This window comes from Prevotella intermedia ATCC 25611 = DSM 20706 (genome assembly GCF_001953955.1).
Classification (GTDB): domain Bacteria; phylum Bacteroidota; class Bacteroidia; order Bacteroidales; family Bacteroidaceae; genus Prevotella; species Prevotella intermedia.
Window position 1 is genome coordinate 278993 of record NZ_CP019300.1, and the last position, 19079, is coordinate 298071.

Annotated in this window: 19 protein-coding genes; 4 read left to right on the forward strand and 15 right to left on the reverse strand. The window is 44.0% G+C overall.

Annotation, left to right across the window (positions count from 1 at the left end):
* Positions 1–16 precede the first annotated feature (16 nt).
* Positions 17–1528 carry an RNA polymerase factor sigma-54 gene (gene rpoN / locus BWX39_RS01225; RefSeq protein ID WP_028905550.1) on the reverse strand — a complete coding sequence of 504 codons (1512 nt, stop codon included), beginning with the start codon at positions 1526–1528 and terminating at the stop codon, positions 17–19.
* A gap of 45 nt (positions 1529–1573) precedes the next feature.
* A complete protein-coding gene (locus BWX39_RS01230) occupies positions 1574–2221 on the reverse strand; it encodes a hypothetical protein (RefSeq protein WP_028905551.1) in 648 nt (215 codons plus the stop codon).
* Positions 2222–2797: 576 nt separating this feature from the next.
* On the opposite strand from BWX39_RS01230, the gene BWX39_RS01240 reads away from it, so the two are divergent.
* From BWX39_RS01240 to BWX39_RS01255, 4 genes are read left to right on the forward strand one after another with little or no spacing between them, the layout of a single operon-like run.
* A complete protein-coding gene (locus BWX39_RS01240) occupies positions 2798–3733 on the forward strand; it encodes a GIN domain-containing protein (protein ID WP_244271487.1) in 936 nt (311 codons plus the stop codon).
* A gap of 23 nt (positions 3734–3756) precedes the next feature.
* Positions 3757–4230: an RNA polymerase sigma factor gene (locus BWX39_RS01245; RefSeq protein ID WP_028905553.1), complete on the forward strand. Its 474-nt coding sequence runs from the start codon at positions 3757–3759 to the stop codon at positions 4228–4230.
* Complete coding sequence (locus BWX39_RS01250; RefSeq protein WP_028905554.1) at positions 4220–4762, forward strand: hypothetical protein; 543 nt, start codon at positions 4220–4222, stop codon at positions 4760–4762. The genes BWX39_RS01245 and BWX39_RS01250 overlap by 11 nt, the downstream gene beginning before the upstream one ends.
* A 36-nt stretch (positions 4763–4798) precedes the next feature.
* Positions 4799–5182, forward strand: coding sequence for a DUF5024 domain-containing protein (locus BWX39_RS01255; protein WP_028905555.1), 384 nt, complete (start codon positions 4799–4801; stop codon positions 5180–5182).
* A gap of 198 nt (positions 5183–5380) precedes the next feature.
* Here BWX39_RS01255 and BWX39_RS01260 read toward each other — a convergent pair whose 3' ends face one another.
* From BWX39_RS01260 to BWX39_RS01315, 13 genes are all read right to left on the reverse strand, one after another.
* A complete protein-coding gene (locus BWX39_RS01260) occupies positions 5381–5914 on the reverse strand; it encodes an HXXEE domain-containing protein (protein WP_028905556.1) in 534 nt (177 codons plus the stop codon).
* 15 nt (positions 5915–5929) lie between these two features.
* Positions 5930–6490: a GNAT family N-acetyltransferase gene (locus tag BWX39_RS01265; protein WP_028905557.1), complete on the reverse strand. Its 561-nt coding sequence runs from the start codon at positions 6488–6490 to the stop codon at positions 5930–5932.
* A 60-nt stretch (positions 6491–6550) separates the two neighbouring features.
* Positions 6551–7084 (reverse strand): ClbS/DfsB family four-helix bundle protein, encoded by a 534-nt coding sequence (locus BWX39_RS01270; protein WP_004363257.1) that lies wholly within the window; start codon positions 7082–7084, stop codon positions 6551–6553.
* Positions 7085–7092: 8 nt separating this feature from the next.
* Positions 7093–7893: a DUF3781 domain-containing protein gene (locus BWX39_RS01275; protein WP_028905558.1), complete on the reverse strand. Its 801-nt coding sequence runs from the start codon at positions 7891–7893 to the stop codon at positions 7093–7095.
* A gap of 335 nt (positions 7894–8228) precedes the next feature.
* The gene (locus BWX39_RS01280) at positions 8229–9239 is read right to left on the reverse strand and encodes an acyltransferase family protein (RefSeq protein WP_028905559.1); all 1011 of its coding nucleotides are present in this window, start codon (positions 9237–9239) and stop codon (positions 8229–8231) included.
* The gene (porZ, locus tag BWX39_RS01285) at positions 9215–11242 is read right to left on the reverse strand and encodes a type IX secretion system anionic LPS delivery protein PorZ (protein ID WP_028905560.1); all 2028 of its coding nucleotides are present in this window, start codon (positions 11240–11242) and stop codon (positions 9215–9217) included. Before porZ ends, BWX39_RS01280 begins: the two co-directional genes overlap by 25 nt.
* The gene (locus BWX39_RS01290; protein ID WP_028905561.1) at positions 11239–12129 is read right to left on the reverse strand and encodes a glycosyltransferase family 2 protein; all 891 of its coding nucleotides are present in this window, start codon (positions 12127–12129) and stop codon (positions 11239–11241) included. The genes porZ and BWX39_RS01290 overlap by 4 nt, the downstream gene beginning before the upstream one ends.
* The gene (locus BWX39_RS01295; protein WP_028905562.1) at positions 12129–12707 is read right to left on the reverse strand and encodes a non-canonical purine NTP diphosphatase; all 579 of its coding nucleotides are present in this window, start codon (positions 12705–12707) and stop codon (positions 12129–12131) included. The genes BWX39_RS01290 and BWX39_RS01295 overlap by 1 nt, the downstream gene beginning before the upstream one ends.
* 1 nt (position 12708) lies before the next feature.
* Positions 12709–13680 carry a YitT family protein gene (locus tag BWX39_RS01300; RefSeq protein WP_028905563.1) on the reverse strand — a complete coding sequence of 324 codons (972 nt, stop codon included), beginning with the start codon at positions 13678–13680 and terminating at the stop codon, positions 12709–12711.
* A gap of 64 nt (positions 13681–13744) precedes the next feature.
* The gene (gene leuS / locus BWX39_RS01305; RefSeq protein ID WP_028905564.1) at positions 13745–16594 is read right to left on the reverse strand and encodes a leucine--tRNA ligase; all 2850 of its coding nucleotides are present in this window, start codon (positions 16592–16594) and stop codon (positions 13745–13747) included.
* A gap of 349 nt (positions 16595–16943) precedes the next feature.
* The gene (locus BWX39_RS12320) at positions 16944–17135 is read right to left on the reverse strand and encodes a hypothetical protein (RefSeq protein WP_244271503.1); all 192 of its coding nucleotides are present in this window, start codon (positions 17133–17135) and stop codon (positions 16944–16946) included.
* Between the two features lie 142 nt (positions 17136–17277).
* The gene (locus BWX39_RS01310) at positions 17278–18318 is read right to left on the reverse strand and encodes a glycosyltransferase family 9 protein (RefSeq protein ID WP_028905565.1); all 1041 of its coding nucleotides are present in this window, start codon (positions 18316–18318) and stop codon (positions 17278–17280) included.
* Between the two features lie 3 nt (positions 18319–18321).
* Positions 18322–18924: a DUF4254 domain-containing protein gene (locus tag BWX39_RS01315; RefSeq protein WP_028905566.1), complete on the reverse strand. Its 603-nt coding sequence runs from the start codon at positions 18922–18924 to the stop codon at positions 18322–18324.
* Between the last annotated feature and the right edge of the window lie 155 nt (positions 18925–19079).

Below are 19079 nucleotides of genomic sequence, written 5' to 3' on the forward strand. Positions count from 1 at the left end.
AATTTTCTTGGTTTGCTTATTCCTTGCGCAGACGGGCTACGGGTAGGTTCAGTTGCTCACGATACTTTGCCACTGTGCGCCTTGCAATGGGGAAACCTTTCTCTTTCATCACCTTTGCCAGAGCGTCGTCGCTAAGCGGTTTCTGTTTGTTTTCATTATCGATGATTTCCCGTAAAACCACTTTTATCTTTCTTGTAGACATTTCTTCTCCGTCTTCCGTAGTATAACTGTCAGTAAAGAAGAAACGAAGAGGGAATGTTCCCCACCTTGTTTGTGCGTATTTAATGTTGCTTACACGCGAAATAGTAGATATATCGAGACCTGTTTTCTCGGCAATATCTTTCAATATCATAGGCTTCAAGTCGGCTTCGTTGCCTTCTTGGAAGAATTTCTTCTGTATTTCGATGATGGCTTTCATCGTTGTGTAAAGCGTGTTTCGGCGTTGCTTAATGGCTTCTATAAAGCCTTGAGCCTTTTCCACCTTGCCTTTTGCATAGAGCAACGCCTCTTTTTCCTGTCGGTTCATACCCTGCTTGTTGTCTTTGTAGGCTGCCAACATATCGTTGAAGCTCTGCGAAACGTGCAGTTCGGGTAGGTTTCCGTAGTTCAAAGTGAAGCTGATGTTTCCGTTATCGTCGGTGTCGATGATGAAGTCGGGCGTTATTTGCTGCACGTTTCTGCCCATTGTTTCGCCCATCGATGCTCCAGGCTTTGGGTTCAGCTTGCGTATCTCGGCTTGCAGTGCCTTTATTTGGAGGTCGGAAAGCGATAGAGCAGCTTGTATCTTGTTCCAATGCTTCTTCGTGAAAGCATCGAAGTGTTCGGTAAAAATGGTTTTCAGATAGCCATACACGTTGCCGTTGCGTTCCCATTCTCCATCTGTTACCTTGCGTTTTATTTGCAGGAGCAGGCATTCTTGCAGCGAGCGTGCGCCAATACCGGCAGGGTCGAAGTCTTGCAACAGCTTCAGCGTGTCGGCTATTTCCTGTTCTTCGCAGTCTATACCGTGGTAAATGGCAAGTTCGTCAGCTATTACATCAAGCTCCTTGCGTAGCAATCCATCGTCGTCGAGGCTGCCAATGAGGTATTCCAGTATGGCTTTCTGCCTTTCGGTAAGCACCCTTTCGCCCACTTGTTCGTTGAGTTTGTCGATGAACGATGTAGTGTCGCCATACACAATTTCCTCGTAGTCGGCATTGTCTTGGCGTTGCCGTCCGTCGTAGACAGGCAGTTCGTCGTCGCCTCCCATACGTTCGAGTGCCTTGTCGAGTGCGTCTTGTCGCTCTTGCTGTTCCTGTTGTGCGTCGAAATCGTCGTTGCCAACCTCCGTGTTGTCTGTTCCTTCAGAGAGTTCGCCCTCTTCCCGTCCTTTTTCCAATGCAGGATTATCGTCTAATTCGGCATTTACACTTTCCTCCAATTCGGTCAATGGCATTTCAAGCAACTTCACTTGCAGCATCTGTTGCTGCGAAAGTCGCTGCACTTGCAGTTGTCGTTGCTCTTGTATCTGTATTTGTTCTTGTGCCATAATAACCTGAATTATGTTTGCAAAATTACGAAAAAAGAAACATAATCATTTGAAATAATGGTGCAATTCTTCTACCAATACAGAAAGTTTCTTTGTATCGGCGTTGCCATATCTATCCCAAATGTTCTGACAAGGCAGCAAAAGGGGCGAAATCATAAGGTCGTCGTGGTTCAGATAAGGGTCGCAAAACCGATATACGTCCATAATTTCCACCACTCGGCGGGCGGTTATGCCCAACAGTTGTGCCACTTCTTTCACTTCGGGAGTTTCTTCTGCCATTGTGATAGGGGTGAGATGGAAATACAAATCGAGCACAACGATGAGTGCAGCAGGCGTCAGGTCGGTGGCTTTCTCTATAGGCAGGAAGTCTTTTTCAAAGGTTTCCTCTGCTTCCACACCTTCGTAGAACTTCTCAGGCTTTCCAAATCCTTTCATTCCCCTTATGCGTTTCACTTCTTTTCGCAGCTTGTTGGGGTTGTTGGCGTATGTTTCCCAAAGTGTTTGCAGGCTTGGAATGTCTTTTCTTGCAAGTTGTTCCATCTTTTCCGATAGCATACGTGGCGGAATGTGCAGTTCCAAACTAAGCTCAACCATCGAACGAGCGTAAGTTGGTTTAATGCCTATGGGTTTCTTCAGATATATTTGCAAGAGCAGAAGCCAATATTCTTCCGTCCATAATGGGTGTGTTGCCATAAGTCAAATGCAGTTAATGATTATGGCAAAGTTACTTATTTTAAGTTTAATAACCAAATTTTTCATTATATCATTGTGTTGGAATATGAAACAAGATGAATACCTTATTTTTGTAAAGATAATTCTGTTAAAAAGTGATAACTGCGCTTTGACATTGCGAAAGCGGCTCTTTTGCGATGCAAAACATACGCTTTTACCGTGCAAAACAGCCGCTTTTGGAACGCAAAACAATAGGTTTTATAATACTCTGATAACGAGTTAGTTATACAATATATATGTTTATAAAAAATATTTACATTCTTATCATCTTCTTTTCGTTTATGAAATAAGTTATATTACTAAAATAGACTATTCGAGAAAATGTGTATCTTTGCCTACAACTATACTTTGGCTTATTGCGAAGACAAAGGCAATGGAAAGGAACAAGTACTGGTATTGGAAAGTCTGCCTTAATCTTATGCAATATAAAAAGTTGTAGTGGGCAGCATTTATTATATAATAAAAATATTTATCGGATTGATGTCACAAAGCCACGCTTACTACGTACTAAGGGTAAACAATCAAAACAAAATGCTTATGAAACGACTATTTTTTTGCTGTGCCATACTTCTTGGAGTGATGAACAGCTGTGCAACAAAGCCAAAAGAGAAACGTAATGCCATTACCGTTACTACTTCGACAGCCATTATTACCCAAAGCTACAATGTGAAAGGCTTTAGCGGGATTGACATTGGTATGATTGGAAATGTGGAATACGTGCAGGGCGACACATACAGTGTCAGTATTACAGCACCCAGAAACATCATTGCAAACACGGAGGTGAGCAATAAAAACGGACTTCTCAGAATACATTGGAAGGAAGGCACAAAGCATAAAGACAAGGACGAATGCAAGAAGACACCCATCATAAGAATAACATCGCCTCGTATGGACATTATCGATATGTACGGTGTGAACGATTTTAAGGCGAAGAACATGAAAGGTGGAGACATGAAAATCGACCTTAGTGGTGTAAATTCGTTGCATATAGACAACCTTTCAAGCGAATCGCTGACACTGAACATGAGCGGTGTGGTAGATGGAAAGATAAACATAAATGCGAAGAAAGTTAAGTTTGATGGAACTGGTGTCATCGATATAACATCGTCTGTAAGCTCTGATGACTTCAAGATAATAAACAGCGGGGCGGGCGAATATAAGGTTACGTTCAGCGGAAAGAAAGGCAGAATAGACAATGCTGGCAATGGAGAAATCAGACTGAAAGCTACAAAAACCGATTTATTGGACATTGTAAATTCGGGTTACGGCGAGTTTAATCTTAACTTTAAAGGAGGTGAAGGCAGGATTAATAATACTGGAAACGGGGAAGTAAAAGCCGATTTGGAATGCCAACGCATCGTGGTAACAAATGCAGGCTTCGGCGAAGTAACGCTTGCAGGTACTGCCGATGATGTTCAGATAGACAATCAAGGTGTTTCACACGTAGATAGCTCCAAGTTGAATAAATATTAAAAGCGTGTATTAACTGCCTGTGAATGACAGAAACAGAGTTTAAACAAGAAGCCGCCACCGCGCGACCGAAACTCATTAGCATCGCCCTGCGCTATCTGAAAAACAGCGATGAGGCGGAAGACATTGTGCAAGATGCAATGTTACGACTATGGCAGATACATACCGAACTCAATTTGCCGCTCATGCCCATCGCTTCTGTCATTACTAGGAATATTGCTATCGACCGCCTGCGCTATGCTATGCCACACACGGCAATAAGCAGTTTGCAAGCCATACAGGCGGAAGAACGTACAGAAACCGATGAACGCATCGACAGAATGTTGCGCATTATGAACGCTTTGCCTACATTCCAGCAAACCATTCTGCGTTTGCGACACATCGACGGAATGGAATATGCCGACATTGCACAGATTACGGGCAGTACCGAAGCAGCCATACGGCAGGCTGTCAGTCGTGCCAGACGAGCAGTTTTAAAGCAATATAAAAATGGAAAATAAAGAAATAAAACTACTGATTGACAAGTTCTTGGACGGCGAAACCACACTCGGCGAGGAGCAAAGCCTTTACGCTTACTTTCGCTCGGAGCATGTATTGCCCGAATACTTGCACTATCGGGAAATGTTTCTCGACTTTGCTGCCGTTCAGCAACTGTCCGAACATATTGAAGAAACACCAAAACAGCTGACACGAACAAACACTGTTACGCTTCGTCGCATCATCGCCATTGCTGCTTCTCTACTGTTTTTGCTTGGCATTTATATCTTTTACGGGCAGTATCAAGACCACCAATTGGCAAGGAAATATGCAGGAAGCTACACTATTGTCAATGGAGTTAGGAACGACAATCTGCACGAAATAAAAGGAAAACTGAAGGAAACGTTTGCCGAAGCCGACCGAATAGCACAGAAAGTACAGAGTCAAGCCGTGATAGAAAATGCCGAAACGGAAGTGCTTGAAAGCATTGACGACCCTAAACAGCGCAAAGCATTGGAACAACTGTTGAATACTGACGGCGAAACAACGCTGTAACAACGATACAAAACCATAAATATAAGGAAGGAAAAAATGAAGAAATACATAATAACATTCATTGTTTGCTTGCTGACAACGCTTGCCGCAAAGGCGCAAAACAGCATCGACAATCTTGTGGAACGTTATTCTTCGTCGGGTGGTTCTTCCTTCACAACAGCTGTAAAACGCAATCCGCAAACCCAAAAAGTGGTGAAAGTTGTGAAGACACTCGAAACCGATAATGGCGAAGGAAATACCTTTTACCGCGCATTTAAACGCGAAGCACGTACGGGAAGCTGGACCGACAAGGTGGCAAATAACGAACATACTACCCTACTTGTGGTGGAAAAGCCCCAGCAAACTCGCATCTATATGCTGAAACGCAATAGTGGCAACTACGGACAAGTAAAGGTAACGATTATCATACAGCCGAAATAAAATCTTTCTCATAGCAATGCGGAAAGGGTATATCGCTATTTAAAAGTTAATACTTTAGCTCTCATAGATTGATTTCTCAATGCTTAATTAGACGTATAGCATATTCTTATCAGCACAAACAAACCGCTATCAAACAGTTTTTGCTTCGTTTGGTAGCGGTTTTTATTATCTTCAAATCTATGCTGACAAGGGTAGTTGCTATTTATTACCTTTTTCCCAACGTTGAAACCTATCCATAAAGAAGAATGCAGAAAACAAGCTTAGTATGGTAAGAACAATGCCAATGGCCGCCCATAAAAGCATTTGCGAGAAGGATAGAACTGTTGTTTTTGAGAATTCAGCAAAAGAATAGATGCAGTAAGGCAATGTCAGGAGGCTTGTAATGATAACGGGCACATATTTTCGATATACAATCCACTGCGCAATATGCATTAAAAGGTGAACGGAATACCCTGTCAATGCAGCAAACCACCATTGATATTCACCTGTCCAAACGGAGCAAAACGAAACAACAGAAATAAGTATGAACTCGTGAGCAGTACCAACGGCAAAGGTGGAAGTAGAATAATCGAAAACTCCTCGTCGGGTAAAGAACGATTCGATTTTAGGGAATCGTTTTCTCAATTCTTCCCTATTCCTGTCTATCCAACGTCTAAACATAATAATTTCCTCGTATTCGTGAATCATAAACACGAAAGGAAGAAGCATCATTATTAAGTTTATTCTTGCCATAACCTCCCTTGTTATTTACTTCAAATTACCGATGTTGTTTTTCCAATCCTCTAAAGTGATTTTGGTAAAATGCTCTGTGCGAACTTCGTTCAGCAATGGAACAGGTTTGTTGTCTTCTGTATGGCTGTAAACGAATCCGCATTTCTCTTGTGCTCGTTTCGATTTCTCGTTGCCATCGTAGTATCCACACCAAACCGTAGTTTGCCGTAAGTTCTCAAAAGCATACCGAAGCAATTTGTTTACGGCTTCAGGAATCAAGCCTTGTCCCCAATAGGGCTCACCAATCCAATAACCTATTTCACACTCATTGTCTGCCATTTTTGCACTGTGGATTTCACTTCTTGCGGTCATTATCCCAATGCTGCCGACAGCTTCGCCCGTTTCTTTCAACACAACCGCATAGGTTTCAGGAGCAGAGAGTACTGCCTTTATAATTTCACGACTGTTCTCTACACTTGTATGCGGTGGCCAACCAGCAATAGGACCAACATTCGGATTCCGTGCATACTTGTATAATGCTTCAGCATCGCTTTCTTTCCATGCTCTCAATAGCAGGCGTTTTGTTTGTAGTTCCATACTTTTTTCTTATCTTCCACGTTTCTTTATTAGCCTTATTATAAGATTTCTATTGTTTGTTTATTGTGTTTTAATATGTACTTTTATTTTCTTTATCGCCCAATCATAATGGCTTGAAGTTGCTGAAACACTATAAGAACCAAGCGTAGAGGTGCCCGTCCAATCGAATATGCCCTTGTTAAAGAGTTCGTTGTCAGAGAAAGTTGCAATCAATTCCATTACTTGTTGATGGCTTTCTTTTAACATTGCCTTTGCATCTGATAGCGATGTGTTTTGATGTTTCTTCCAAAACTCCACGTTCATTACTGGATATGTTTTCCAATTATAAGGCTCAGGAAGAAAAGATTTGCATTCTCCCTCACGATTGGAGTTTATCCAATTCAGTAACAACTGATGCCATTCATACAGATGAACAAGTACATCGCGCAGATTTTTGTCCCTGCTCCAATGTGCTTCTTTGCCCATTGCAGCCATTTTTTCTGCAAAGGTTGCTGTCTGTAGCTCTTCGCTCATACTGTCTATGAGCTTCCACATCTTCTCAAATTGTCCATTAGCAGATGTTATTAAATCCACTTTTGTTGTTGCTCGTGCCATTGTTTTTTTTATATTTTATCAGTTGAAATAACTCTGAATGTACAAGAGTTAACGGTGATACGGATATGTTCTGTATCATTAGTTATATAATAGTTCTTTCCTTTTTTCAGGAAATGATTCGTGTCTGTATGCATGATAATGTCTGAAATAAAACTTTCTATTTCTTGTGGCGATAGATAAAGTCCGAGCTTTCGGTTTATTCTGTCATACACAAATTTTGTATAACAGAGCTTTTCTATGATGGTTGCTTTCAGCGAATCGTCTATGCTTTCATATTCTTGACCATCTCCTTTTTGCGAAAGACTATCGGCAACCTTTTCTTTTAGTTCGGTTTGGCATTGTTTAATGGTCTTTCCTGCTGTGTCAATGATGATGCGGTTTTTGTGCCACTCGTGATATTCTCGGTTTTCTATGTCGTTCCACACAGGCAGTTTCATATTTGCTACTTCTGCATTTCTCTGTTTTGCACGCTTCTTGTGTTCTGTCTTATCCGAACAAACAACCTCAATGTTTACGAAACGGCAGTTGTTATTGACAGCAACATCTTCCCATTCTCGCCTTGTCAGTTCAATAGGGTTGCAGCAATCAGCCACTACATTGTTGCCCAATTGCAGATTGTCGGCTGCCATACGATATGCCAACCGATAGCCTTCCCCCTCAACATCGATATGGCATAAGTCTTTCAAACCTTGTTCAATGGTATCAATGCGTAGGTAAACCGCTTCGAAATACTTTACAACAGACTTTGCAAGCGTGGATTTTCCTACTGCTGGCAGTCCAGAGAATATAAAGAGGATAGCTTTATTCATAGTGCGCCTACATATAAAAAACTTTCTTTACATTATATAATGATTGCTATTTAAATCTGCAAACTATTAAAAGAATGCTTTTGGATAATTCTTTTACTCTTCAGCAAGAATTGATTTTGGACAAAATTAGTAGTTAATACTGGCATTATAAAAAATGATAGGTTAAAAAAATAAAACGTGGATAATCATTTAGAATTGCTTGTTAGGTGAATTACTTACACGTAAAGAAATATTTACTTACACGTAGAAAAATATTTCTTTACGTGTAGATAAATTATTATTTACACGTAAGTAATTTGGGAAAGAAGAATTTTGTGGGATATTTTTGCAGTGGTTTACGCTTTGTCTGCTGCTTTTGGAGGCTGTTGAACAATAAAGCCTAAGTAGCGGTAGACTGCCCACGCAATAATGGAAGTAAGGGCGTAGACGAGCAGGAAGGCGAGGAGAACACGGTGGTAGTGCCCCGAATAGCCCATATCGGTGCGTTGGAGCAGGGCGGAAACAATGAGGGGTATGCCGCCAGAAAAAAAGTAGTAGACGAGGCTGCGGCGTCCTGTCCATTCCAACCAAGCAACGCTTTTCAGCTGTTTGGCTAAACTTACGAGGAACAGGGTGCACACAAAGGCATCGAAAACAAATACGTACCAATTGTTGATGCGTATGGGTTCGACAAGCAGAGTTATGCCCTGTGTATGTTCATATACTTTTATGATAACTAAAAGTACGAATAGAAAGAATGATGATGATAGGTTGTGGAAACGGTGGAAAACGCTTTCCCACTTGTGGTAGAAGTAGCCGAAACAGAGAATGGGCAATGCCATACAGGCGTTTTCTATTTGCCAATAAAGGTCGGAACAATGTGTGGAAAGAAGATAACAAGCTGCTGAGGCTGCAAGGGCGAGTATTGACAATCCCCAAGTTTTGCCTTTGCACGCCCATAATGCTGTGGAAAACACGATTTCTGCAACGATGAGGGCAGCTACAAACCACGATGCTTGCCCTGCGAGGACGGAGAACAGGGTGTCAGTAACATCGAAACCGTGTGCGAAAGCTTTCGGAATGGCTATGAAAGTGGTGAACAGGAAGTAGGGCAACAGCAAGTAGCGTGCGATGTAGGTGAGCTTATGGCGCAGCGAAAACGGTTTTTCCTTGTAGAAAAGATAGCCTGAGAGAAAGAAAAAGGCGACCAACACATTGGCTACATAGTAGTTGTAGCCGATGATGTTGTCGCCTGTGTAGTATATTTCGGTATGGTCGAGCAATATAGCTACCATACAGAAGCCCCGCAAAAGGTCTATCCAGTGTTTGCGCTTGGGTTTCGTTAGTTCACGATTGCTATCTTGCATACTGTTCCGTTATTGCCTTCTTGGTCAGCCGTCTGCACCATATAAATTCCCGATGCCACACGTTTTCCGTTTAAGTCGTTGCCGTCCCACGTGAATGTACCGCCGTTGCTCGTGCCCTTTGCCACAAGTATGCCGTTGGTGGTAACTACTTTCACGTCGGAATTGTAAGCTAAGCCAACTACCGTTATCAGTCCTTTGTAGTCTGGGCGGACAGGGTTTGGATAGGCGTAGGCATCGCCGTTGTCTGGATTGTCAGACGGTTTTGTTGCATCGCCCATATACGAACAAAGTCCTTTGTCTGTTCCGAAGAACACTTCGCCCGTCTTGTCGTCGATGGCAATGCTCTCTATGTTGTTTGAAAGGAGCTTGCTGTTGCTGCTCAGGAAGTGTTGTACCTGCTTCATATTGTCGGCACTGATGAGGTAAGCACCGTTGCCATTCGTGCCAAACCACTTGCGTCCGCCGCCATCAATCGCCATACACGAAATGTCTACGCCTGCCAATAGGTAGTCGGCAAGGTTTGTTCCGTCGTTGCGTGGCACCTTTATCTGCTCGAAAATAGCCTCTGAAGGGTTTTGCATCTGCTCGGTAGTGAGTCGGAGCGGCCCTACGTTCGTGCCTATCCAAAGGTTCTGATAGGCATCTTCCTGCACGCAACGCATTTGTATAACCATAATGGACGAGCCGTCTTGGTTCTTGAAATTATGGAAAACGCTTAGCTTGTCGGTTTCAGGATTATAGCAGAACAAGCCCGGTGCTTCGTAGTGGCTGTTTACAAACCATATTAAACCGCGGCTGTCGAGAATGGGTCGGCGCATCACTTGCAGGCTTAATCCCTTGTTCATCAGCTCTGGTTTAGAGTGGTCGGTCATAGTTCCGTCGGGCGAAAGCTTCAGCAATGAAGTTGTTTTGGTACCGCTGTTCAGTATCCACAAGTTGTTTTTGCGGTCGAAAACCAATCCTTGAATTGGCACATAGTCGTTGCCCAACTCCATACCTTTATTTATGGTGGGGCGCAGAAGACTGTTGTCTTTGTTGAAATACCTCTTTAACTTGCCGTTCAGAAATTCGTATAAGCCTGCTCGTCCGCCCACAAATACGTGTTCGGGGTTCCGTGGGTCTACTGCCAAACAGTTCATATCGTGATAGTAGTAGCCTGTTATCTTGTCCAATTCGTCTTGGAAGATGCTCCATTCGTCTTTCTTCAACACCTGAACGGTGCCTGCTTGGTTGAGTCCTACTGCGCCCGGCTCGAACGCTCCGCCCGTTGTATAGAGGCGGTCGTTAAGATATTGCATAAAGAAAAAGCGGTTGTACTTGGGTCCGCCTGGCAGTAACGGCTTCACTTTCTCCATCAGTTCGGGCGCAATGGTTTTGCTTTGTGCAACGAAGTCGCCTGTTCTTTTCCAATTGTTTCTATCCAATAGGTTGTCGGAAAGCAAGGCTCGGTAGAGTCCTCGTTCGCTGCTTGCAGCGTAAATATAATTGCCTTCGATGTAAGTATAGTCTACGTTGAAGCCAAGATTGTAGGTATCGCTGATTTCAGCCCTGCCAACGTTTATCTTCAACACGCCAAATCCAGTTGAAACGTAGCAATATGCCCCATCGGTATAAAGACTGTTTATCTTCTTGTTGGCTGTCATCGCCTTTCTGTAATAGTCGGGCAAGCTGACGATTTCGCCTTTCTGGGTAAGCATATCTATGTTTTGGTTGGCATAAACGATAACCAAGCGTTTGGCAACGTTGTTCCATGCGATGAAGTCAATGTCGGTATCGTTCAGTCCGTTTACCTTGTCGAAGGTCTGAATGCTGTTGTCCTTTTCGTTGTAAGTGTAAAGATTGTCGGACGCAAGCACATAAAGCAGGTTGCCGCCCTTCTCTATCCACTGCACATTGCTGTATGCCATATAGTTTTTCCACGTACCTATGCCACTGCCGAAAGTGTGGAGCGGAAGCACAAGAAGCAAGCAAGCGAGTGCAAATATATATGTTCTTTTTATCATTTTCTTATCGAATTATAGTGTAAGAAATAAACGAGTTTATAGATATTAAACAAGAAAACACTCGGATTATTGCCTTTAAGGTTGTGTTTTAATGGTTTATGTAGGAGTTTGTAAAGCCACGCCCCTACCCTGTCGGTGTGCATTTTGTGTAGCTTTTCAGCCATTTCCAACAGGTTTGAATAGCCTTTCAGCTCTGTTTGGAAGGTGGAAAGGGTGCGCAGGGCTTCTTCTGTCTTGTGTAGAAACACTTCGTTGGGTTCGAAATCGTCGAACAAAACGGGGTTGTCAATGTGGTTTACATGGGCGTTTAATGCTTTGAAGCGTTTTCCAAGCAACACATCTTCAAAGCCGTAGTGCTTTATTTCCTCGTTGTAAGGGGTTGTTCCTACCAGCTTTCGGTGCGCCATAAAGTTGGTGCTGAGGTGCTGATAAGGTGTTTTCCTTCGGTTTTCGGCACTGATAGCTTCTTTTGAAGCGTGCTCGTAGCGGTATCTGAGGTTGTTGCCCCATCTGTTTTCGTCTTCAACAATGCTGATTCCGCCCACTACGACGTCGCCTTCGGCTTGCAGATAGTTGTGTATGAACTGGGTATTGTTGAGCGAAAGGTCGCCGTCGATGAATAAAATCCATTCTTTCGACGATTGCGAAACAAGATAATTGCGGATTGCCGACCGACCGACGTTGCGTTCCCGCTCTATGTAACGCACACCGTCGAGGCGCGTAATGGCTCTGTTTTCGGCTATGAACCGTTTGTCGGGCGATGCGTCGTCGGCTACAATAATCTCGAAATCTGCCCCTTCTGCTACACACTGTCGCTGCAATTCGCCGACGAGTGCGGTGCAAATGCAGTTGTAAGTGGGCAGCAGAATGGACAAACTCTTACTCATTACAGTTGCTTTAGATATTCGGCGAGCTTGCGAACGGCACGAGCTCGGTGCGAAATTTGGTTCTTAATGTCTTCTCCAAGTTCGGCAAAACTCTTGTCGTAGCCCTCTGGAACAAAGATAGGGTCGTAGCCAAAGCCCTCCGTTCCCGACTTTTCGGTGGCGATATAGCCCTCTACCCTGCCTTCAAACTGATGTTCCTTACCGTCGATAATCAACGAAACCACCGTGCGGAAGTGGGCTTTCCTGTTTGTTGTATCGCCCAACTTATGGAGCAGTTTGCGCATATTGGCTTCGCTGTCGTGGTCGGTGTGCTCGTCGTAGCGTGCCGAATGCACACCCGGTTCGCCGTTAAGGGCATCTACTTCAAGCCCTGTGTCGTCGGCAAAGCAATTCAAATGATAGTTGTCGTAGATGTAATGCGACTTTATGCTTGCATTTCCTTCCAATGTTTCGGCTGTTTCGGGTATGTCCACATCGCAGCCAATATCCTTTAGCGACACAACATCAAAGTCGTTTCCGAGAATGTCTTTAATCTCAGAAAGCTTGTGTTTGTTGTTCGTTGCAAATACTATTTTCATTTTATTGTTCGTTGTTTGTTGTCGGATAGACTTGCGAAAGCACCTTCTCGGCATTCTTTGTGTTCACTTTTATGCTGTCGAAGCCTTCTCCGAACACACCTATTACTGAACTCTGACTGACAAATGCCGATGGGTCGATAATCTTAACGATGCGGAAAATAGACTGACTTTCGTTGCGTTTTGCCATTAAGCAGATTACTTTCACGTCCTTTCCAGTGTACCAGCCGTGTCCGTCGAGTATGGTTATGCCTCGGTCGCGCTCTTGCATAATGGCGTCAGCAATCTCTTCATACTTCTTTGAAAAGATGAGAAACTGCACCGATTGACGTCTTAGGTTCATTACGTGGTCGAGCATAAAGCACTCAATAAACATAGTACACAAACCGAAAACAACTTTGTGTAAACGTTCTACGTATGTTCCGAACTGTGGGAAAAGCATACAACTGCCGATGATGCATATATCGACAGCCATCAATACCTGCCCCAACGAAATGTTTTTATACTTGTTTATGCAGGCTGCCACAATATCCGTGCCGCCCATACTGCTGCCATTGAGGAAGATAATAGCCATTGCCGTACCCGTAATACAGCACCCCACGATGAGCGACATAAACTTTTGGTCTTCGCCCAGTATCTTTACGAAGTGTCCGCTCGCATCTACGGGCATTAATTCTTGGGCAAATTTCAGCATAAAATATAAGACCACGATTGCATAAATGGTCTTCATCATAAACTTAAAGCCCAAGATTTTCAACGCAACACCTAACAATGCGAGGTTGACAATCATATAAGTGTTCTCCAGTTTAAACTCTGTTGCATAGTAAATAATGGCTGATAAACCTGTTACACCACCTGTTACAATTTCGTAAGGCATTAAGAATACCGTGAATGCCGCTGCATACAGAAGCAGACCGAGTGTTACTAAGACGTAGTCTTTTACCTCGCTTCTGATTAATTGTTGATTTACTGTCATATCCTGATAATCATTGAGCACATTCGTGGCTGTACTTTCAGTTCACGAATGTGCCGTTTTTATTTTATTTAAAAACGATATTTACAATCTTCTTTGGTACAACTATCACCTTTACGATAGTCTTTCCTTCTGTGTATTTCAAACTTCTTTCGTCGCTTACAGCTGCCTTTTCAATGTCTTCCTTGCTGGCATTGGTTGGGAAAGTCATTTGGAAGCGAGCTTTTCCGTTGAACGAAATGGTCAGCTGAACTTCGTTTTCAGCCAGATTGGCTTCGTCCCAAGTCGGCCATTGTGCATCGCAGACGCTGCCATTCTCGCCGATAGACTCCCATAGTTCTTCGGCAATGTGTGGCGCAAACGGTGCTATCAGTATGAGCAATGTGCGTAATAGTTCGCGATTGTTGCATTTTTGCTGTCCCAACTCGTTCACACAAATCATGAAAGCAGAGATAGCAGTGTTGTAAGAGAACTGTTCTATGTCGCCCGAAACCTTTTTAATGAGCTTATGCACGCTCTTCAGCGATTCCTTTGAAGGCTCGTTGTCGTTCAATTCCTGCTGATACAGCTTCCAGAATTTCTTCAGGAAGCGGAAACAACCGTCGATACCGTTGGTGTCCCAAGGCTTGCTTGCCTCGACAGGTCCAAGGAACATTTCGTACAAACGCAAGGTATCGGCACCATATTGCGCTACAATGTCGTCGGGATTGACAACGTTGAACATCGACTTCGACATCTTTTCTACCGCCCAACCACAGATATACTTACCGTCTTCAAGTATAAACTCGGCGTTTTCGTATTCGGGTCGCCACGCCTTGAAAGCCTCAACGTCGAGCACATCGGCATGGACAATGTTCACATCTACGTGGATAGGCGTTGTTTCGTATTCGCCTTTCAGTCCGTGGCTCACAAATACGGGAGCTTTGGAATGGTCGTCTGAATTGATACGATATACGAAGTTGGAACGTCCTTGTATCATTCCTTGGTTCACCAACTTTTCGTATGGCTCTTCCTTGCAGCTGTAACCGTAGTCGTAAAGGAACTTGTTCCAGAAACGGCTGTATATCAAGTGTCCTGTTGCATGCTCTGTTCCGCCTACATAAAGGTCTACATTCTGCCAATATTCGTTGGCTTCCTTGCCCACCAAAGCCTCGTCGTTGTGTGGGTCCATATAGCGAAGATAGTATGCAGAACTGCCTGCAAAGCCCGGCATTGTGTTCAGTTCCAATGGGAAAACAGTCTTGTTGTCTATCAATTCCTTGTCTACAATCTTCTTGTTCTGTTCGTCCCAAGCCCAAGCCTTGGCGCGTCCCAATGGCGGCTCGCCCGTTTCGGTAGGTTCAAACTTGTCGATTGAAGGCAATTCGAGCGGCAAACAATCTGCTGGAACCATATAAGGCATACCGTCTTTATAGTAAACTGGGAAGGGTTCGCCCCAATAACGCTGGCGTGAGAAAATAGCATCGCGCAGGCGATAGTTCACTTTCACTTTACCCAAACCTTGTTCTGTAACATACTTCTTGGTAGCTTTAATGGCTTCTTTCACCGTAAGTCCGTTCAAAGAGAAGCCTCCTTCAACTGGTTTCTCGGGACTATTGATGACGATACCTTCTTTTGCGTCGAAGCTTTCTTCCGAAACGTCGGCACCTTCGATAAGCGGACGGATTGGAAGACCGAAGTGTTTGGCAAACGCATAGTCGCGGCTATCGTGCGCTGGCACTGCCATAATTGCACCTGTGCCATAGCCTGAAAGCACGTATTCTGATATATAGATAGGCAAATCCTCGCCCGTGAAGGGGTTAATGCCATGAGAACCTGTGAAGACACCTGTAACTTTGCGGTCGGTCATACGGTCGCGCTCGGTTCGTTTCTTCACGTACGCCAAGTATTCTTCTACCTCCGCCTTCTGTTCGTCAGTCGTAAGCTCTGGAACCAATTCGCTTTCGGGTGCAAGCACCATAAAGGTTACACCGAACATTGTGTCGGCACGTGTCGTAAAAATGGTGATGTCGTGTTCTATTTCCTTATCGCCTGCGGGTGTAAAGCTTTTAAATACAACCTCTGTACCCTCTGAACGGCCAATCCAGTTGCGCTGTGTCTCTTTCATAGAGTCCGACCAACTCACCTTTTCCAAGCCGTCTAACATACGCTGGGCGTAAGCTGACACACGCAAACACCATTGTTTCATTTTCTTCTGAACAACAGGATAGCCGCCACGCTCGCTGACACCGTCTACAACTTCGTCGTTTGCAAGCACCGTTCCTAAACCCGGACACCAGTTCACCATTGTTTCGCCAAGATAAGCGATACGGTAGTTCATCAGCGTTTCTTGCTGTTCCTTCTCGCTCATGCTCGTCCAATCGCGGGCAGAGAACATTTTTTCTTCGCTCTGTGCTACGTTGAGGTTGAGTGTCCCTTCTTCTTCAAAGTGGCGAACGAGGTCGGAAATGGGTTTTGCCTTGCCCTCGTTATAGTCGTAATACGACTCGAACATACGCTGAAAAGCCCACTGCGTCCAATGATAGTACTGTGGGTCGCAGGTGCGCACTTCGCGGTCCCAGTCGAAACAAAAGCCTATTTTGTCCAACTGTTCGCGGTATCGTGCAATGTTCTTGTCGGTTGTGATGGACGGGTGCTGTCCTGTTTGAATGGCATACTGCTCGGCAGGCAATCCGTAAGCGTCGTATCCCATTGGGTTTAACACGTTGAAACCCTTCAGACGCTTGTAGCGTGCATAGATGTCGCTGGCTATGTAGCCGAGTGGGTGCCCCACGTGTAGCCCTGCTCCCGATGGATATGGGAACATATTCAGCACGTAGAACTTTTGCTTGTTCTTATCTTCAACAACCTTATAGGTTTTGTTTTCAACCCATTTCTTCTGCCATTTCTTCTCAATGTCTGTGAAGTTGTATTCCATTCTTATGTTTGTTTTATTTTTATTTCGTTGTCTGTGAACCATAATTTCGGTAAGGCGAAACGGCTTCCCCCTACCCTATGCTTAGTCCATTTATTAACAATGTGTTACTATCCAAGTTGCAAAATTACAAATTTTAATAGGTATAACAAGTCTTTTACCGAATTAATTTGGTGAAAAGCGGAAAAGAACGGGCAGTTGAAGGTAATTGTTTGGTAGAAATAAGATGGGATATGGTTTTCCTTTTTTGCTGCTTGAGGGCGGTGTTGGGGTAAGTTGGGGCGTGGTTTATTGCTTTCTTGGCACTGGATAAGAAAGGGTTTATATAGTGTTTCTAGTCTTCCTAGGATTTCTAGAAACTTTCAGCCAACACGTGGGAAAATCGCCTCGGTTTTGTAAAGATAATTCGTTGAGAAAACGGTAATTTCGATTTTGCATTGCGAAAGCGGCTCTTTTGCAACGCAAAACCTACGCTTTTACCGTGCAAAACAGCCGCTTTTGCAATGTAAAACAATAGGTTTTGTAATGCGCTGATAAAGAAGATGTTACACGATAGATATACTTTGAAAAATTCTTTACACTATTTCTACCCCTGTAAAGTAAGGTGTATGGGTAGGAGTTTGTACAGGTTTGTTTTGCAGTAGATGTTGTTATTTAGACTTAATTGCAGTATAAAATAAACTATATTACAAGTTTAACCGCTCAATAATGGCACTTGGGGCTATGCTGTACATACATTCGAAGTCGCCACGGTGGCACGGTTTGTTGCCGAATACGGAGCAAGGGCGGCATTCCAGTTCGGTGTTTTGCACGGCATCGTCCTCTTTTTGGTTCCAGCCGAGGAAGCCACAGTAAGGGTGAGTAGCTCCCCAGATGCTTACAACGCGCGTGCCGACGAGCGAAGCAAGGTGCATATTGGCACTGTCCATCGAAATCATTGTGTCGAGATGGCTTATCAATACGAGTTCTTCGTTCAGTCCGTGCAGCACTTCCGATGCACAAGTGCAGCCTTTATACTTCGTAGCCCACGTGTTGAGTATCTGTTTTTCTTCCTTTCCACCGCCAAAAAAGAATATTCGGAGATTGCTGTATTCGGTGGAAAGCACCTTTACCACCTCTTCCATCTTCTCTTTTGGATACATCTTGCCGTTGTGGGCAGCAAAGGGAGCAATGCCTATCCAGCGTTCGCCGTCGGGCTTTTCACCTATTATATTAGGGAGCTGCGACAGCTGATTGCCACCGTTTGCGAATAAAGAAGTGAAAGAAAGGTCGATGGGATAGCCCAGTTTGCTTAAAACTTCTGCGTAGTTCTGGAACGATGTGGGCTGTTGTTCCATTACTTTATCCTTCTGTCGGCACAGCTTGCGCTTACCGTTCTTGTGCTTGTCGATGTGCGCTGTCTTGTATCCGCAAAGGGTAAAGCGTGTTCGTATGTATTTCGAGCGTAGCACATCGTGGAAATCGGCAATGGCTGTAGGCTGTTTTGCCTTCAGCCTGCCGTATAGTTGGTTCAGTCCCTTAATGCCCTTGTATTCGTTTTTCAAGTCGGCTGCAATGAAATCCACATTCTTTGGCATATGGCTGAAGAATGCTTTGGCAAATGGACGGGAAAGAACGCTGATGCGAAGGTCGGGATATTGATGTGTAAGGGAATAGACCACAGGAACCGTCATAGCAACGTCGCCCATAGCAGAAAACCGTATGATGATGATGTGGTCGGTCTTCACCTTTTACTTTTTGTAGAGTACAGGGTTTGTAGCTGGGTCGTTGTACATCTTCATCTGGCGATAAACCTTCATGTACTTGCGTCCTGCCTGAATGTCGTCGAGCAATTGGTCGATAGCCGTTCCAAGATCTACCTGCTGTTCGAGCAGCACGTTCAGCTTGTTCTGGCACTTCTGAATGTGTTCTGCCGATGCGTCGGTGCGTTCAGCTTGCTCCTTCATGTGGTATATTTTGAGCGCAAGAATAGACAGGCGGTCTACTGCCCACGCCGGACTTTCAGTATTGATAGTGGCTCCTTCCTGTATTTTCACGTCCGAATAGAGTTGGCGGAAGTAAGAGTCAATCTGTTCTACAAGGTCTGTACGGTCTTGGTTGGAACGGTCGATGCGACGCTTCAAGCTCATTCCGTCTTCAGGAACGATGTGCGGGTCGCGTATAAGGTCTTCAAAATGCCACTGAACCGTGTCAATCCAACACTTCAAATACAATCTGTTTTCAATAGAATCTCTTTCGTATGGATTATTAATAGGTGTGTCTACATTATCCGTGATGTGGTAATCGCGGATAGCTTGATTAAAAATCTCATTGCAATGTTCCGTAAATGACATATTTCTGCTCTTTTAATTTTTCTGCAAATATAGTTCAAATAAATCATATACACAAAATAAAAGCAAGGCATTTTTATCCGAGAAAGCCTCAATGTTGTAAAAAATACATTAAATTGATGTGCCAATATGGTTGAGAACGATGTACCGAACAAATG

Bases quoted from the DNA above. Each gene is read 5' to 3' on its own strand.
- BWX39_RS01290 (WP_028905561.1), bottom strand. From the start codon at position 12,129: ATGAGTAAGAGTTTGTCCATTCTGCTGCCCACTTACAACTGCATTTGC.
- BWX39_RS01245 (WP_028905553.1), top strand. From the start codon at position 3,757: ATGACAGAAACAGAGTTTAAACAAGAAGCCGCCACCGCGCGACCGAAA.
- BWX39_RS01250 (WP_028905554.1), top strand. From the start codon at position 4,220: ATGGAAAATAAAGAAATAAAACTACTGATTGACAAGTTCTTGGACGGC.
- BWX39_RS01275 (WP_028905558.1), bottom strand. From the start codon at position 7,893: ATGAATAAAGCTATCCTCTTTATATTCTCTGGACTGCCAGCAGTAGGA.
- BWX39_RS01240 (WP_244271487.1), top strand. From the start codon at position 2,798: ATGAAACGACTATTTTTTTGCTGTGCCATACTTCTTGGAGTGATGAAC.
- BWX39_RS01230 (WP_028905551.1), bottom strand. From the start codon at position 2,221: ATGGCAACACACCCATTATGGACGGAAGAATATTGGCTTCTGCTCTTG.
- BWX39_RS01280 (WP_028905559.1), bottom strand. From the start codon at position 9,239: ATGCAAGATAGCAATCGTGAACTAACGAAACCCAAGCGCAAACACTGG.
- rpoN (WP_028905550.1), bottom strand. From the start codon at position 1,528: ATGGCACAAGAACAAATACAGATACAAGAGCAACGACAACTGCAAGTG.
- leuS (WP_028905564.1), bottom strand. From the start codon at position 16,594: ATGGAATACAACTTCACAGACATTGAGAAGAAATGGCAGAAGAAATGG.
- BWX39_RS01315 (WP_028905566.1), bottom strand. From the start codon at position 18,924: ATGTCATTTACGGAACATTGCAATGAGATTTTTAATCAAGCTATCCGC.
- BWX39_RS01300 (WP_028905563.1), bottom strand. From the start codon at position 13,680: ATGACAGTAAATCAACAATTAATCAGAAGCGAGGTAAAAGACTACGTC.
- BWX39_RS01270 (WP_004363257.1), bottom strand. From the start codon at position 7,084: ATGGCACGAGCAACAACAAAAGTGGATTTAATAACATCTGCTAATGGA.
- porZ (WP_028905560.1), bottom strand. From the start codon at position 11,242: ATGATAAAAAGAACATATATATTTGCACTCGCTTGCTTGCTTCTTGTG.
- BWX39_RS01255 (WP_028905555.1), top strand. From the start codon at position 4,799: ATGAAGAAATACATAATAACATTCATTGTTTGCTTGCTGACAACGCTT.
- BWX39_RS01260 (WP_028905556.1), bottom strand. From the start codon at position 5,914: ATGGCAAGAATAAACTTAATAATGATGCTTCTTCCTTTCGTGTTTATG.
- BWX39_RS01295 (WP_028905562.1), bottom strand. From the start codon at position 12,707: ATGAAAATAGTATTTGCAACGAACAACAAACACAAGCTTTCTGAGATT.
- BWX39_RS01265 (WP_028905557.1), bottom strand. From the start codon at position 6,490: ATGGAACTACAAACAAAACGCCTGCTATTGAGAGCATGGAAAGAAAGC.